A 14678-nucleotide genomic window follows, 5' to 3' on the forward strand; every position below is an offset into this window, starting at 1 on the left:
CGCCTTTACTGATCCGTGTCAGTAAACGCCCTGCGCCAGCATCGCATCGGCCACTTTGACGAAGCCGGCGATATTGGCACCATCCACGTAGTTCACGCTGCCATCGGCCCGCTTGCCATGGCGCACGCAGTTGGCGTGGATATCCTTCATGATGCCGTGCAGGCGCTCATCGACATCGGCGTGGTGCCACGACAGGCGCTGCGCGTTCTGGCTCATTTCCAGCCCCGAGGTGGCCACGCCACCGGCGTTGCTGGCTTTGCCCGGCGCATACAGGGTGCCTGCCTTGAGGAAGACCTCCATGGCCTCCAGTGTCGACGGCATGTTGGCGCCTTCAGCCACGCACAGCACATCGTTGTCCACCAGGGCGCGGGCGTCGTTCTCGTCCAGTTCGTTCTGGGTGGCGCAGGGCAGGGCGATCTCAGCCGGGATGTGCCAGGGGCGCTTGCCGTCCAGGTACTCGAAGCGTGTGTCGTCGGCCAGTTCGGACAGGCAGCCGCGACGTTCGTTGCGCAGTTCCATCACCTCCTGCAGGCCCGCTTCGTCGAAGCCCTCCCGGGCGTACAGCGTGCCGCCGGAATCGGAAAGCGTGAGGACTTTCGCGCCGAGTTCGATGGCTTTGATCGCCGCATGCTGGGCCACGTTGCCAGCGCCGGAAATCAGCACTTTCGCGCCATCGGTATCGCGCCGCGCATGGTGCAGCATCTGCTCGACGAAGTAGACCGTGCCGAAGCCCGTCGCTTCCGGGCGCATCAGGCTGCCACCATAGGAGAGGCCTTTGCCGGTGAACACGCAGGCGGCATTGTTGGTGAGCTTCTTCATCATGCCGGCCATGTAGCCGACCTCGCGGGCGCCCACGCCGATATCGCCAGCCGGTACATCGGTGTCTGCCCCCAGGTGGCGATGCAGTTCCAGCATCAGCGCCTGGCAGAAGCGCATCACCTCGCTGTCGCTGCGGCCCTTGGGATTGAAATCCGAACCGCCCTTGCCACCGCCCATCGGCAGGGTGGTCAGCGCGTTCTTCAGTGTCTGCTCGAACGCCAGGAACTTCAGGATCGACTGGTTCACCGAGGGATGAAAGCGCATGCCGCCCTTGAACGGGCCGATCGCTGAGCTGTGCTGCACGCGCCAGCCACGGTTGACATGGGTCTTGCCGGCATCATCGGCCCAGGCAACGCGGAACTGGATCACCCGCTCCGGCTCCACCAGCCGCTCCAGCAGGCCCTGTTCCAGGTAGCGGGGGTGGCGCTGCAGGAACGGCCACAGGCTCTGGATCACTTCTTTGACGGCCTGCAGGAATTCCGGCTGGTGCGGATCACGCTGGGCCACGTGGTTGAGAAAGTCGTCAGAGGAACGATGGTTCAAGGGCTTTCCTTGTTGGGGGCCGGCCGCTGACTGCGACGTGGCCGACGGGACAGGGAGGCCGTGCGGGATGTAGAAACACGAACGCGGCCCTCAGGCCGCGCTCGTTGCGATCATTGCAGCTTGGCAAGGACCGCGTCGGTTGCGGCGGCAGTACTCACCGCGAAACCCTTGGCGGCGAGGTCGGCGGTGAACACGCCGTCATCGAGCACGGCGTACACCGCTGCCTCGACCGTAGCAGCCTCTTCGTCCAGCCCCAGTGAATGCCGCAGCAGCATCGCAGCGCTGAAGATCGTGGCGTAGGGATTGGCGATGCCTTTGCCGGCGATGTCCGGCGCCGAGCCGTGGATCGGCTCGTAGATGCCGACCGCGCCGGGCTCGCCCAGCGAGGCCGAGGGCAGCAGGCCGAGCGAGCCGGCCAGCATCGAGGCTTCGTCGGTGAGGATGTCGCCGAACATGTTCTCGGTCACGATCACGTCGTACTCGCGTGGCTTGGCCAGCAGATGCATGGCCATCGAATCGACCAGCTGGTGCTCCAGGGCAATCTCCGGGAATTCCTCGCGGCCGATCCGTGCGGCGACGTCGCGCCACAGGCGCGAGGTCTCCAGGACGTTGGCCTTGTCCACCGAGGTGACCTTGCCGCGGCGGGTCTGCGCGAGCCGGAACGCGGTGCGCATGACGCGCTCGATCTCGCCCACGCTGTAACTGCACAGGTCGCTGGCGGTGTCGGCGGTGCGGGTCTTCTCACCGAAGTAGATGCCGCCGGTCAGTTCGCGCACGACGACGAAGTCCACGCCCTCCAGCAGTTCGGCCTTGATCGGCGAAGCGCCGAGCGCGGCGGCATGCGTGCGCACCGGGCGCAGGTTGGCATACAGCCCCAGTGCCTTGCGGATCGCCAGCAGGCCCTGTTCCGGGCGCACCTTGGCGTTGGGATCGGACCACTTCGGCCCGCCCACCGCACCGAGCAGGATGGCGTCCGCCTTCCGGCAGGCCTCCAGCGTGCTGGCCGGCAGTGGTTCGCCGTGGCGATCGATGGCGATACCACCGATGTCGTGCTCCTGGAACCCGAAGGTGTGCCCGAAACGGGTGGCGACGGCCTCCAGCACCGCCACGGCGGCGGTGGCGACTTCCGGACCGATGCCGTCACCCGGCAATACGACAATCTCAGCGTGCATGTTCACTCTCGTAACGTTCGATATCAGGGGTACGGCCCAACAGATACCCCAATTGGTCCACGCCTTCCAGCAGGCAGGTCTGCGAGAAGCCGTCCAGCGGGAAGGTATACACACGCCCATCGGGCGTGCGCAGTTCGCGTGCGGCCACGTCGATGGTCAGTGCGTCATCCGGCCGCTGCATCAGCGTCTGCACGTCGGCTTCGTCCAGCACGATCGGCAGCAGGCCGTTCTTCAGCGAATTGCCGCGGAAGATATCGGCGATCTCGCTGCTGACGATGGCACGCAGGCCCAGGTCGGTCAGCGCCCACGGCGCATGCTCGCGCGAAGAGCCGCAGCCGAAGTTGCGGCCGGCCAGCAGGATGCTGCGGCCGGCGTTGTGCGGCTGGTTGAAGGCGAACGCCGGGTTCGGCACGCCTTCGCTCTGCCAGCGCCAATCATTGAACGCATGCTTGCCCAGGCCGACACGCTCGGTGGTGGACAGGAAGCGCGCGGGGATGATCTGGTCGGTATCGATGTTGGTCTCGCGCAGCACCACGCTGGTCGAGGTCAGGGTACGGAAGCCGCTCATCAGGCCACCTCCAGCGTGGCATACAGTTCACGTGGGTCGGCAACGCGGCCGTTCACCGCCGCCCAGGCGGCCGTCATCGGCGAGGCCAGCAGGGTGCGCGAGCCGGGGCCCTGGCGGCCTTCGAAGTTGCGGTTGCTGGTGCTGACCGCCAGCTGCCCCGGGGCAACCAGGTCGCCGTTCATGGCGATGCACATCGAACAGCCGGGCTCGCGCCATTCGGCACCGGCAGCGCGCACCACCACATCGATGCCTTCGGCTTCGGCCTGGCGCTTGACGATTTCCGAGCCCGGCACCACCAGCATGCGCACGCTCGGGGCGACGCGGCGGCCCTGGAGTACCTGCGCCACTTCGCGCATGTCGCTCAGCCGGCCGTTGGTGCAGGAGCCGACGAAGACCACATCCACCGGGGTACCGGCCAGCGTCTGCCCGGCGTGGAAGTGCATGTAATCCAGCCCCTTCTGGTCGGCCGCATCGTTGGCCGCCGGAATCGGCTGGTCCACGGCGATGGCGGTGCCGGGGTGGGTGCCCCAGGTCAGGGTCGGCCGGATGTCGGCGGCGTCGATGTGGACCTCCACGTCGAAGCGCGCACCGGGATCGCTGCGCAGCTGCGACCACGCGCTGACCGCGGCATCGAAGTCGGTGCCCTTGGGGCCACGCGGGGTGGCGGCCACCCAGTCGAAGGTGACCTGGTCGGGGGCGACCATGCCGGCACGTGCCCCGGCTTCGATGGACATGTTGCACAAGGTCATGCGCTGCTCCATGTCCATCGCTTCGATCGCGCTGCCACGGAACTCCAGCACATGGCCGGTGCCACCGTTGACGCCGATCACACCGATGATATGCAGCACCACGTCCTTGGCGCCGACGCCCTGCGCCAGCGTGCCATCCACGGTGATCGCCATCGTTTTGGCCTTGCGCTGCAGCAGGCACTGGGTGGCCAGCACGTGGCCGACCTCGCTGGTGCCGATGCCGAAGGCCAGCGCGCCGAACGCGCCGTGGGTGGAGGTGTGGCTGTCACCGCAGACGATGGTCATCCCCGGCTGGGTAAAGCCCTGCTCGGGGGCGATCACGTGCACGATGCCGCGGCTGGCCGATTGCAGGTCGAACAGCTCGATGCCGTGCGTGGCGCAGTTGTCGGCCAGCATCGCCACCTGGGCTTCGGAGGCGGCGCTGGCATACGGCAGCTTGCCGTCGGCAGCGGCCGGCAGGGTGGGGGTGGAGTGGTCCATCGTCGCCTTGGTCCGGTCCGGCCGGCGCGGGGAGAGGCCGCGCTCGCGCAGTTCGGTGAAGGCCTGCGGCGAGGTCACTTCGTGGATCAGGTGCAGGTCGATGTACAGCACGGCGGGGGCGCTGTCGGTTTCGGGCACGACGACGTGGGCGTCCCACAGTTTGTCGTACAGGGTGCGGGGAGCTGGGGTCATGGACTGGCCTTGCTGCGGTTCGGGGTACGTCATGGGGTGCTCAGGCCGCGGCGGTGGCCGTGGGCTGCTCGGTCGTCGCGCTGCGCTGGCGCAGCAGACGGTTGGCCACCTCCAGCCACGCCAATGCGGAGGCTTCGATGATGTCGCGGCTGGTGCCGGTGCCTTCGTACTCCACGCCTTCGTGGCGCACGCTCAGGTTGGCTTCGCCGCGCGCATCGGCGCCGATGCCCACACTGTGCACGTGGTAGCTGTCCAGCATCAACTGCACGCCGGTGGCGGCCGACAGCGCGCCGAACAACGCATCCACCGGGCCATCGCCCTGGGCGGTCTCGGCAACCCGGTTGCCTTCAGGATCGGACAGCTCCACCAGCGCATTGGCGCGGCTGCCGACATCGCTGATCGTCATCGACGCCAGGCGGTAGCCGTTCTGGGTGGCACTGCCCTGCATCAGGGTCTGCAGGTCGGCATCGGTGACCACGCGCTGCTGCTCGCACAGCGCCTTGAACTGCTCGAAGACCAGCTTCAGCTCTTCTTCTTCCAGCCAGAAGCCCAACGCACGCAGGCGCTGGTCGACCGCGGCGCGGCCACTGTGGCGGCCCAGCACCATCTGCGAGGACTCCCAGCCCACGTCTTCCGGTCGCATGATTTCGTAGGTGCCGCGGTGGCGCAGCATGCCGTGCTGGTGGATGCCCGACTCGTGCGCGAAGGCGTTGGCGCCGACGATCGCCTTGTTGCGCTGGACCGGCATGCCGACCAGGCGCTGCAGCAGCTGGGAGGTGGCCACGATGCGCTGGGTGTTGATGCGCGTGTCTTCGTCGTAGAAGGCGTTGCGTACCTTCAGCACCATCGCGATCTCTTCCAGCGAGCAGTTGCCCGCGCGCTCCCCGATGCCGTTGATCGTGCACTCGACCTGGCGTGCGCCACCTTCGATGGCGGCCAGCGAGTTGGCCACGGCCAGGCCCAGATCGTTGTGGCAGTGCGCGCTGAAGATGATGCGGTCGCTGTCGGGCACGCCGGCGATCACCCGCTGGAACATGCCGCGGATCTCTTCGGGCGTGGTGAACCCCACGGTGTCGGGCAGGTTGATGGTGGTGGCGCCGGCGGCCACGGCCACGCGGGCAACCTCGATCAGGAAATCTTCCTCGGTGCGCGTGGCATCTTCAGCGGAGAACTCCACATCGCCCACGTAGCTGCGGGCCAGGCTGACGTGCTTGTGCACCGACTCCAGCACCTGCTCGCGGCTCATGCGCAGTTTGTGCTCGCGATGCAGCGGGCTGGTCGACAGGAACACATGCAGGCGCGGGTTCGCGGCGGCTTCCAGCGCCTTGGCCGAGGTTTCGATATCGGCGGCCAGGCAGCGCGACAGCACGGCCAGGGTCGGGCGACGGACCTCACGGGCGATCATCGCCATCGCTTCGCGGTCGGACTGGGAACTGGCCGGGAAGCCGGTTTCCATGACATCCACGCCCAGCTCGTCCAGCGCGCGGGCCATCACCAGCTTCTGCTGCGGGCTCATGCTGCAGCCGGGCGATTGCTCGCCGTCGCGCAGGGTGGTGTCGAAAATTCTGATTCGGGGGGAGTTGGGCATGGTCACCAGGAGGTCTCCTCGACGGCAATGTCGGATGGGATGGCAGAGGTAGGAATCGAAACGGAAATCGGGGGTGTCGCGAGCACGGTTGGTAGGGGCGGGCGTGTTCGCTCGCTGGCGCGGCGGCGCGGTTTGCGCGGGGGGCGGGGACGGATGTCGGCCAGCAGCTGGGCCAGGACCAGCGCATCGATGTTGCCGCCGGAGACCACCGCGCACTTGCGCTTGCCGGCCACGCGGCGGCCGGCCGCCAGCGCCAGCGCGCCGGCGCCTTCGGCGATGACGTGTTCTTCCAGCGCCAGCCGCACCAGGGTTTCGCGCAACTCGGCTTCGCGGACGATGACGACATCATCCAGCAACGCGCTGCACAGCCTGCGGGTCAGGAAACCGGGGATCTTCACCTTGACGCCGTCGGCCAGGGTGGCGACCGGGGCGATCTCACGCACGTCGCCGCGGATCGCACGGGCCATCGAATCGACGCCCTCGACCTGCGCGCCGACGATGCGTACGCCCTGCGATTTCAGCGCCAGCGCGACGCCCGAGGCCAGGCCACCGCCGCCGATCGGCACGATCACCACGTCGGGCGCATGCGGGGCCAGTTCGATGCCCAGGGTGCCCTGACCGGCGATCACATCGGGATCGTCGAAGGCGGACAGGAACCGGTAGCCGTGCTGGTCGGCCAGGGCGCGGGCGAAGGCATAGGCCTCGTCGTAGCTCTCGCCGTGCTGGCGGACCGTGGCGCCCCAGTGGGCGACACCGGCAATCTTGGTGGCGGGCGCACCGTGGGGCATCACGGTGATCGCGGGGATGTTCAGACGGTAGGCGGCCCAGGCCACGCCCTGGGCGTGGTTGCCGGCCGAGGCGCAGATGACCGGGCGGTCATCGCCGCGTTCACGCCCGGCCAGCAGTGCGTTCAGGGCGCCGCGCACCTTGTACGACCCGGTGCGCTGCAGGTTCTCCAGCTTCAGCCACACGCCGAAACGTTCGGCGTAATGCAGCGGCGTGGGCGGCAGGAAGCGGCGCAGCCGCGCCTGCGCGGCCAGCACGTCGGCGACGCTTACGTCGCCTACATCCGGTTCCTGCGGGGCGCGGCTAGCCGGCATCGTGCACCCGGCCACGGTGATCGTCGCCATGCGGTACGCGCTGCGACGGCGCACGGTGCGGCGCACGACCGAGAAGGCACCTCCGTACCGGCACCGATGCAGCGGTGCGGGCGTTCATGCAGATACTCCGGGTTCCAGTGCGCTGATGCGCACCGAAACACAGTCGTAGATCTTCTCGATCTGGCGGCGCAGCGTTTCCGGTGGACGGGTGCTGTCCACCACCAGCTGCAGGTGCCAGCGGCCATCGTCGGCGGCATTGGGCGCGCCGGCGATCGCGCGCGGTGCGAAGCCGCGGCGTTCGGCCATGCCGATCACGCGCAGCAGCGCGCCTTCGGCCGGGGTCAGCACCAGGTCAAGCCGGTATTGCATTGGGGAACTCCTGGGACTGATGGGCGGGGTTGCTTTCCAGCATCGTGCTGTTGGCGTTGTTGGGCGGCACCAGCGGCCACACGTTGGCACGGGCATCGATGGCCACATGCAGCAGCGCCGGGCCGGGCTGGGCCAGCATCGCGGCCAGGCCACCCTCGACATCGTCACGCGCTTCGATGCGCGTGGCCGGAATGCCGAACACCTGCGCCAGCGCAGCGAAGTCCGGGTTGTCGGACAGATCGATCTCGCTGTAGCGCTCGGCGAAGAACAGCTCCTGCCACTGGCGGACCATGCCCAGCGAGCTGTTGTCCAGCAGCACGATCTTCACCGGTAGGCGGCAGCGGGCGATGGTGACCAGCTCCTGCACGTTCATCATGAAACTGCCATCGCCGGAGACCAGCACCACGGTGCGGTCGGGGCAGGCGAACTGCGCGCCCATCGCTGCCGGCAGGCCGAAGCCCATGGTGCCCAGCGCGCCGCTGGTCAGGTGGTTGCGTGGGTGGTTGAAGCGGCAGTGCTGGGCGACCCACATCTGATGCTGGCCGACATCGCAGGCGATGATCGCGTCGCTCGGGGCCAGTTCGCTCAGGCGCTTCAGCAGCGCCGGTGCATAGATGTGCTTGCCCGGTGCGTCGTAGCGCGGCGCGAAGCGTTCACGATGGCCCTGGCAGCGCTTCGCCCAGGCCTCCTGCGTGGCCGGGGCGGTGGCCGCGGCGGTCAGCGCGCGCAGCGCCGTACCCACGTTGCCCGGCACCGCGATGTCGGCGCTGCGCAGCTTGGAGATCTCGTACGCGTCGGCATCGATATGCACGACGCGCGCAAACGGAGCGAACTCGTTCAACTTGCCGGTGGCGCGGTCATCGAAACGGGCGCCGACCACCACCAGCAGATCGCTTTCCTGCACCGCCATGTTCGCCGCGCGGGTACCGTGCATGCCCAGCATGCCCAGGTAGTGAGGATGCTGCGGCGGCAGCGCACCCAGCCCGCGCAGGGTCAGCACGGTCGGGATCGCCGTGGCCTCGACGAAGGCACGGAAGTCCTCCACCGCATCGCCCAGCGCCACGCCACCACCGGCATAGATCACCGGCTTCTCGGCCTCGGCGATGGCGGCGATGGCGTGCGCGATGGCCTCGTCCTGCGGCGCAGGCGGTGCCACCACGGTGGAGGGGACGTGGTCGGGCAGATGCGACGCATCGGCGACCTGCACGTCCTTGGGCAGATCGATCAGCACCGGACCCGGGCGACCCTCGCGGGCGATCCGGAACGCATCGGCGACCACCTGCGGCAGGTCATCGACCGAGCGCACCAGCCAGCTGTGCTTGACGATCGGCAGGGTCAGCCCGAACACGTCCAGTTCCTGGAACGCGTCGGTGCCCAGCAGCGGGGTGGCGACCTGGCCGGTGATGCAGACCATCGGCACCGAATCCAGCATCGCATCGGCGATGCCGGTGACCAGGTTGGAGGCGCCCGGGCCGGAGGTGGCGACGCAGACGCCGACCCGGCCACTGGCGCGGGCGAAGCCGTTGGCAGCCAGGGCGGCGCCCTGCTCGTGGCGGACCAAGATGTGCTTCAGCCCGGAATCCACCAGGGCGTCGTAGAACGGCATGATGGTGCCGCCCGGATAGCCGAACAGCGTATGCACGCCCTCGGCTTCCAGGGCCTGCGTCAACCAGCGTGCGCCGTTGCGGGGCGCGGTGCTGTGTGCGGAGGTGTTCATGCGGTGACCTTTACGAAAGCGGGTAGGGGAGCCGCGCGTTTACGCGGCTTGACTTTGCAACCAGACCATCTTGGCGCGCAGTTCCTTGCCTACCTTCTCGATCGGGTGCTCCAGGTCGGCCTGCTTGAACTTGTTGTAGTTCGGCAGGCCCGCTTCGTACTCGGCCACCCAGTTCTTGGTGAAGGTGCCGTTCTGGATGTCGGTCAGCACGTCCTTCATGCGCGCCTTGGTACCGGCATCGATGACGCGCGGGCCGCTGACGTAGTCGCCGTACTGCGCGGTCTCGGAGATGAATTCCAGCATGCGGGTGATGCCGCCTTCGTAGAACAGATCCACGATCAGTTTCAATTCGTGCAGTACTTCGTAGTAGGCGATTTCCGGCTGATAGCCGGCTTCGACCAGGGTTTCGAACCCGGCCTGGACCAGTGCCGAAGCACCGCCGCACAGCACGGCCTGTTCGCCGAACAGATCGGTCTCGGTCTCTTCCTTGAAGGTGGTCTGGATCAGGTTGGCGCGCGCGCCGCCCAGACCACCGGCGTAAGCCAGCGCGAACTCGGCGGCCTTGCCGCTCTTGTCCTGGTAGACCGCCCAGATGCACGGCACGCCGCGGCCGATTTCATACTCGCGACGGACCAGCGCACCCGGGCCCTTCGGTGCGACCAGCACCACGTCCAGATCCTCGCGCGGAGTGATCATGTCGAAGTGCACGTTCAGGCCATGCGCGAACAGCAGCACCGCGCCCTGTTTCATGTTTGGTGCGAGCACGTCTTCGTAGAGCTTCTTCTGCACCATGTCCGGGGTCAGCACCGCGACCAGATCGGCATCCTTCACCGCTTCGGACGGGGCTTTGACGGTGAAGCCGTCGGCCTGTGCCTTGACCTCGGTCGGACCGCCCGGGCGCAGCCCGACGACGACATCGAAACCGGATTCACGCAGATTCAGCGCGTGCGCGCGGCCCTGGCTGCCGTAGCCGACAACAGCGATCTTGATCTGGGGCAGGTCGTTGGTGCTCATGGGGGAGGTCCTTTGGAGGCAAGAAAAAAGAGGGCCGACGGTCAGCGACGCGTCGGCCCATCAGGGGAAGGGGTGGCACCGGCCTGGCCGCGACCACACGCGAACGCACCCGCCGTGGGGGCGGTGGGCGTCGGCTGGCTCGGGGCGGGCTGGCGGGTCATGGTGGAAGGCAACTCGGAGGGGAGGATGGAAAACAAAGGGTTCTGAAACGAAAAAACCCGCACCTGGTCGGGTGCGGGTTTTGATGGATACCTGGCAGTCTTGCTTACACGCCGGTCCGTCCCGCACCTGTTGGTTGGGTAATAAGTACGAGGACGAGAAGCGAATGGATCGCGGCCGCGCCGGGGTCGGCGTGCTGGATGGATTCGCGGGTGGCTGTGCGCTGCAACATGAGATCCAGAAAACCACACGGGTTTTGGCGGTGTCAACCCTGGCAGGACAATTTCCATCGGTTTCGTCTGCATCCACCGCAATGCCCCGCCAGACAAGGATGGTTGCGGCTGAAAGCGTTCCGGTGAACCGGAATTCAGTATTTTGGCGCTGTCGATTGCGCGGATCCGGGGCCGATTTCCACCCCGGTACATGACCATTGTGGGATGTCATCACAGGGCATCTGCCGCCACCATCGATGTCGCTACCACCCTTCAGGAATTCCCCCGTGTCCCCACGCCTCGCCCGCGGCCTGCTCGCCGCCGCCCTGCTGTCCACGCTGCCCGCCGCGGCGATCGCCGCAGACCGGATCACCGGCCATACCTTTGCCACCCGCTCGGAGGTGATTGCCCCGCACGCGATGGCCGCCACCTCCCAGCCCCTGGCCACGCAGATCGCCCTGGAGGTGATGAAGTCCGGTGGCTCGGCCGTGGATGCCGCGATCGCCGCCAATGCTGCCCTCGGCCTGATGGAGCCGACCGGCAATGGCGTGGGTGGCGACCTGTTCGCGATCGTCTGGGACCCCAGAACCGAGAAGCTGTATGGCTACAACGGCTCGGGCCGCTCGCCGAAGTCGCTGACCCTGGCCGAGTTCCAGCGCCGCGGCCTGAAGGAAATCCCCGCCACCGGGCCGCTGCCGGTCTCGGTGCCCGGCGCGGTGGACGGCTGGTTCGCCCTGCATGACCGTTTCGGCCGCAAGCCGATGGCCGACAACCTGGCCCCGGCGATCCGCTACGCCCGCGAAGGCCACCCGGTCGCCGAGGTCATCGCCTACTACTGGGACCGCTCGGTGCCGCGACTGTCCAAGTATCCTGGCTTCACCGAGCAGTTCACGATCAACGGCCATGCCCCGCGCAAGGGCGAGATGTGGAAGAACCCGAACCTGGCCCACACCCTTGAGCAGATCGCCCAAGGCGGGCGCGATGCCTTCTACAAGGGCGACATCGCCCGCACCATCGGCACCTACTTCAAGGCCAACGGCGGCTACCTGAGCTATGACGACATGGCCAGCCACCATGGCGAGTGGGTGGAGCCGGTCAGCAGCAACTACCGTGGCTATGACGTGTGGGAACTGCCCCCGAACAGCCAGGGCATCGCGGCGCTGCAGATCCTCAATGTGCTCGAAGGCTACGACTTCTCCAGGATTCCCTTTGGCTCACCCGAACACGTGCACCTGTTCGTGGAGGCCAAGAAGCTGGCCTTCGCCGACCGCGCGCGCTTCTACACCGACCCGGCGTTCCATCCGGCCCCGGTCGACCGGCTGATTTCCAAGGGTTACGCCGCCGAGCGCCGCAAGCTGATCTCGATGGACAAGGCGCTGAGCGAAGTGCAGCCGGGCACGCCCAAGCAGCTGCAGGAAGGCGACACGATCTACATGACCGTGGCCGATGCCGACGGCATGATGGTCTCGCTGATCCAGTCCAACTACCGCGGCATGGGCAGCGGCATGGCGCCTCCGGGCCTGGGCTTCATCCTGCAGGACCGTGGCGAGATGTTCGTGCTGCGCAAGGATCACCCGAACGGGTATGCACCGGGCAAGCGTCCGTTCCAGACGATCATTCCAGGGTTCGTCACCAAGGATGGCAAGCCGTGGATGAGCTTCGGGGTGATGGGCGGTGCGATGCAGCCGCAGGGCCATGCGCAGATCGTGATGAACATGGTCGACTTCGGGATGAATCTGCAGGAGGCCGGCGATGCGCCGCGCATCCAGCACGAGGGCTCGACCGAGCCGACCGGCCAGGCGACGGCGATGAGCGATGGCGGCGAAGTGAATCTGGAAACGGGCTTCCCGTATGAGACGGTGCGGGCGCTGATGCGCAAGGGCCACCGTGTTGTTTTTGCGGATGGCCCGTATGGCGGGTATCAGGCGATCCTGCGTGATCCGGAGACCGGGGTGTATTACGGGGCGTCGGAAAGCCGCAAGGATGGGCAGGCGGCGGGTTACTGATTTTCTCGCACTCCGTAGTGCCGACCGTTGGTCGGCACTAGCGCAGAGCAGAGCGTAGAGCAGGACGCTTCGGGGCTTCGGGGGGGGCGTGCGCATGGCAAATGCGCACATGGCCGAAGCGGTAGAGCCACGCCATGCGTGGCTCCTCTCACTGCAACCCACCCGCCCCGCCCACCGATAGCCCGGAAGGCGGGATGCTTCAAGCGTTCAGCTCAAGGCGCCCGAGCTGCCTCATCGCGCGTTTCTTCCTGCGCCGCGATTTCCCGCTCGATCCACTCATCCATCAACCGCCGCGCACGCTGCGCACGGCGCCGCTGCAGCGCATGCTCCATGTCCAGCACCCGGTACAACGACCACATCACCGCCAACATCAACAACGCAAACGGCAGCGCCGCGATCGTGATCATCCCCTGCAGCGCATTGAGGCCGCCGGCCAACAGCAGCACGCCCGCGATCAACGCAATCGCCACGCCCCACACCATCCGGCGTGCCAGCGGCGGATCACCGGATTCCTCGGTCGACATCGTCGCCAGCACCAGCACCGCCGAATCAGCCGAGGTCACGAAGAAGATCATCAACAGCACCAGCGCGATCGCCGACAACACCATCGGCATCGGCAGGCTGTCGAACATCGTGAACAGCACCGTCTCGTAGCCATTGCCCAGCGCCTGCGCCAGGTCCACGTGGCCGAAGATCTGCGACCACAGCGCGGTGCCGCCGAATACCGAGAACCACAGGAAGCCCAGCACGCTCGGTGCGATCACCACGCCCAGCACGAACTCGCGGATGCTGCGCCCACGCGAGACGCGGGCGATGAACGAGCCCACGAACGGCGCCCACGCGATCCACCAGGCCCAGTAGAAGATCGTCCAGTCCGCCACCCAGGTGCTGCCCGAGAACGGCGACATGCGCAGGCTCATGGTGACCAGCGAGTTGAGGTAGGAGCCGATCGTGGTAGTGAACGTATCGAAGATGAAACCGGTGGGCCCCAGCACCATCACCAGCGCCAGCAGTACCGCCGCCAGACCCAGGTTGAAGTTGGAGAGCCACTTGATGCCACGGTTGACGCCGCTGGTGGTGGAGGCCATGTACAGCACGAACGCCACCGCGATGATGGTCAGCTGCACCGGCACCGAGGCCTGGATGCCGAACACGCGCTCGAGACCGGCGGCGATCTGGATCGTGCCGAAGCCCAGCGTCGTTGCCACACCGATCGCCGTGGCGACCACCGCAGCGACGTTGACGACAGTGCCCATCCAGCCCCGGTGGTGCGCACCGATGATCGGCTGCAGCAGATCACTGATCAGCCCGCGGCCGTTGCGGTTGAACTGGAACCACGCCATCGCCAGGCCGATCAGGGCGTAGATCGCCCAGGGATGCAGGCCCCAATGGAAGAACGCATAGCGCATCGATGCGCGCGCCGCCTCCATGCTTTGCGGGGCCAACCCTTCCGGTGGCTTCACGAAATGCGAGATCGGCTCGGCCGCGCCCCAGAACACCAGGCCGATACCCATGCCGGCCGCGAACAGCATCGACATCCAGCTCGCGTTGGAGAAGTCGGGTTCGGCGTCTTCGCCGCCGATGCGCAGCGAACCGAAGCGGCCGAAGGCCAGGTACATCAGGAACGACAGGGTGATGAACACCACCAGCAGGTACAGCCAGCCGGTACTGCGGATGATGGTGGACAGGCCGCTCTGGACGACCTCGTTGAAGGGGCCCGGCGCGAGGCCGGCGATCAGCACCAGCAGTGCGACCAGTGCGATGGAAATGCGGAACACCATGCAGGCGTGTCTCCGATCAGTAGGGGCGAGCCGAGGCTTGCAATCTCCAGCGGCACGGCGGCAACGACTGGGGCGGATCAAGCCGGTCGAGGCCGGTCAGTACGGTCGTCAATGGCGTCGAACAATGCGCAATGCGCGCGTGATCGGGACGCTACCCCTGATCGCACCGCATACCGCGCTGCAGCATCGTAGTGCATCAGATGTCGGCG

11 protein-coding genes are annotated in these 14678 nt (G+C 67.0%); 1 reads left to right on the forward strand and 10 read right to left on the reverse strand.

Going from position 1 to position 14678, the window contains the following annotated elements:
• Window positions 1-18: 18 nt before the first annotated feature.
• The 9 genes from gdhA to ilvC form a co-directional block, all read right to left on the reverse strand.
• Window positions 19-1362 carry an NADP-specific glutamate dehydrogenase gene (gene gdhA / locus ORK51_RS08315; RefSeq protein ID WP_070425868.1) on the reverse strand — a complete coding sequence of 448 codons (1344 nt, stop codon included), beginning with the start codon at window positions 1360-1362 and terminating at the stop codon, window positions 19-21.
• 110 nt (window positions 1363-1472) lie between these two features.
• Window positions 1473-2534 (reverse strand): 3-isopropylmalate dehydrogenase, encoded by a 1062-nt coding sequence (gene leuB, locus ORK51_RS08320; RefSeq protein WP_070425867.1) that lies wholly within the window; start codon window positions 2532-2534, stop codon window positions 1473-1475.
• Complete coding sequence (gene leuD, locus ORK51_RS08325; RefSeq protein WP_019183806.1) at window positions 2524-3102, reverse strand: 3-isopropylmalate dehydratase small subunit; 579 nt, start codon at window positions 3100-3102, stop codon at window positions 2524-2526. Before leuD ends, leuB begins: the two co-directional genes overlap by 11 nt.
• Entirely contained in the window at window positions 3102-4523 is a 1422-nt protein-coding gene (gene leuC, locus ORK51_RS08330; RefSeq protein ID WP_026069872.1) for a 3-isopropylmalate dehydratase large subunit, read from the reverse strand. The genes leuD and leuC overlap by 1 nt, the downstream gene beginning before the upstream one ends.
• A 40-nt stretch (window positions 4524-4563) precedes the next feature.
• Window positions 4564-6111 carry a 2-isopropylmalate synthase gene (locus tag ORK51_RS08335; protein WP_037553334.1) on the reverse strand — a complete coding sequence of 516 codons (1548 nt, stop codon included), beginning with the start codon at window positions 6109-6111 and terminating at the stop codon, window positions 4564-4566.
• Between the two features lie 2 nt (window positions 6112-6113).
• The gene (locus ORK51_RS08340; protein ID WP_070427460.1) at window positions 6114-7211 is read right to left on the reverse strand and encodes a threonine dehydratase; all 1098 of its coding nucleotides are present in this window, start codon (window positions 7209-7211) and stop codon (window positions 6114-6116) included.
• 114 nt (window positions 7212-7325) lie between these two features.
• Window positions 7326-7580 (reverse strand): ACT domain-containing protein, encoded by a 255-nt coding sequence (locus tag ORK51_RS08345; protein ID WP_019183810.1) that lies wholly within the window; start codon window positions 7578-7580, stop codon window positions 7326-7328.
• Window positions 7564-9297 (reverse strand): acetolactate synthase 2 catalytic subunit, encoded by a 1734-nt coding sequence (ilvG, locus tag ORK51_RS08350; protein WP_266084714.1) that lies wholly within the window; start codon window positions 9295-9297, stop codon window positions 7564-7566. Before ilvG ends, ORK51_RS08345 begins: the two co-directional genes overlap by 17 nt.
• Window positions 9298-9336: 39 nt before the next feature.
• Window positions 9337-10311: a ketol-acid reductoisomerase gene (gene ilvC, locus ORK51_RS08355; protein WP_019183812.1), complete on the reverse strand. Its 975-nt coding sequence runs from the start codon at window positions 10309-10311 to the stop codon at window positions 9337-9339.
• A 658-nt stretch (window positions 10312-10969) separates the two neighbouring features.
• On the opposite strand from ilvC, the gene ggt reads away from it, so the two are divergent.
• Window positions 10970-12688, forward strand: a complete 1719-nt coding sequence (gene ggt, locus ORK51_RS08360; protein ID WP_266084715.1) for a gamma-glutamyltransferase — start codon at window positions 10970-10972, stop codon at window positions 12686-12688.
• A gap of 212 nt (window positions 12689-12900) precedes the next feature.
• Here the strand turns inward: ggt and ORK51_RS08365 are convergent, their stop codons facing one another.
• Complete coding sequence (locus ORK51_RS08365) at window positions 12901-14469, reverse strand: BCCT family transporter (protein ID WP_019183813.1); 1569 nt, start codon at window positions 14467-14469, stop codon at window positions 12901-12903.
• Window positions 14470-14678 lie beyond the last annotated feature (209 nt).

Source organism: Stenotrophomonas sp. RIT-551 (assembly GCF_026241915.1).
Taxonomy (GTDB): Bacteria; Pseudomonadota; Gammaproteobacteria; order Xanthomonadales; family Xanthomonadaceae; genus Stenotrophomonas; species Stenotrophomonas bentonitica_A.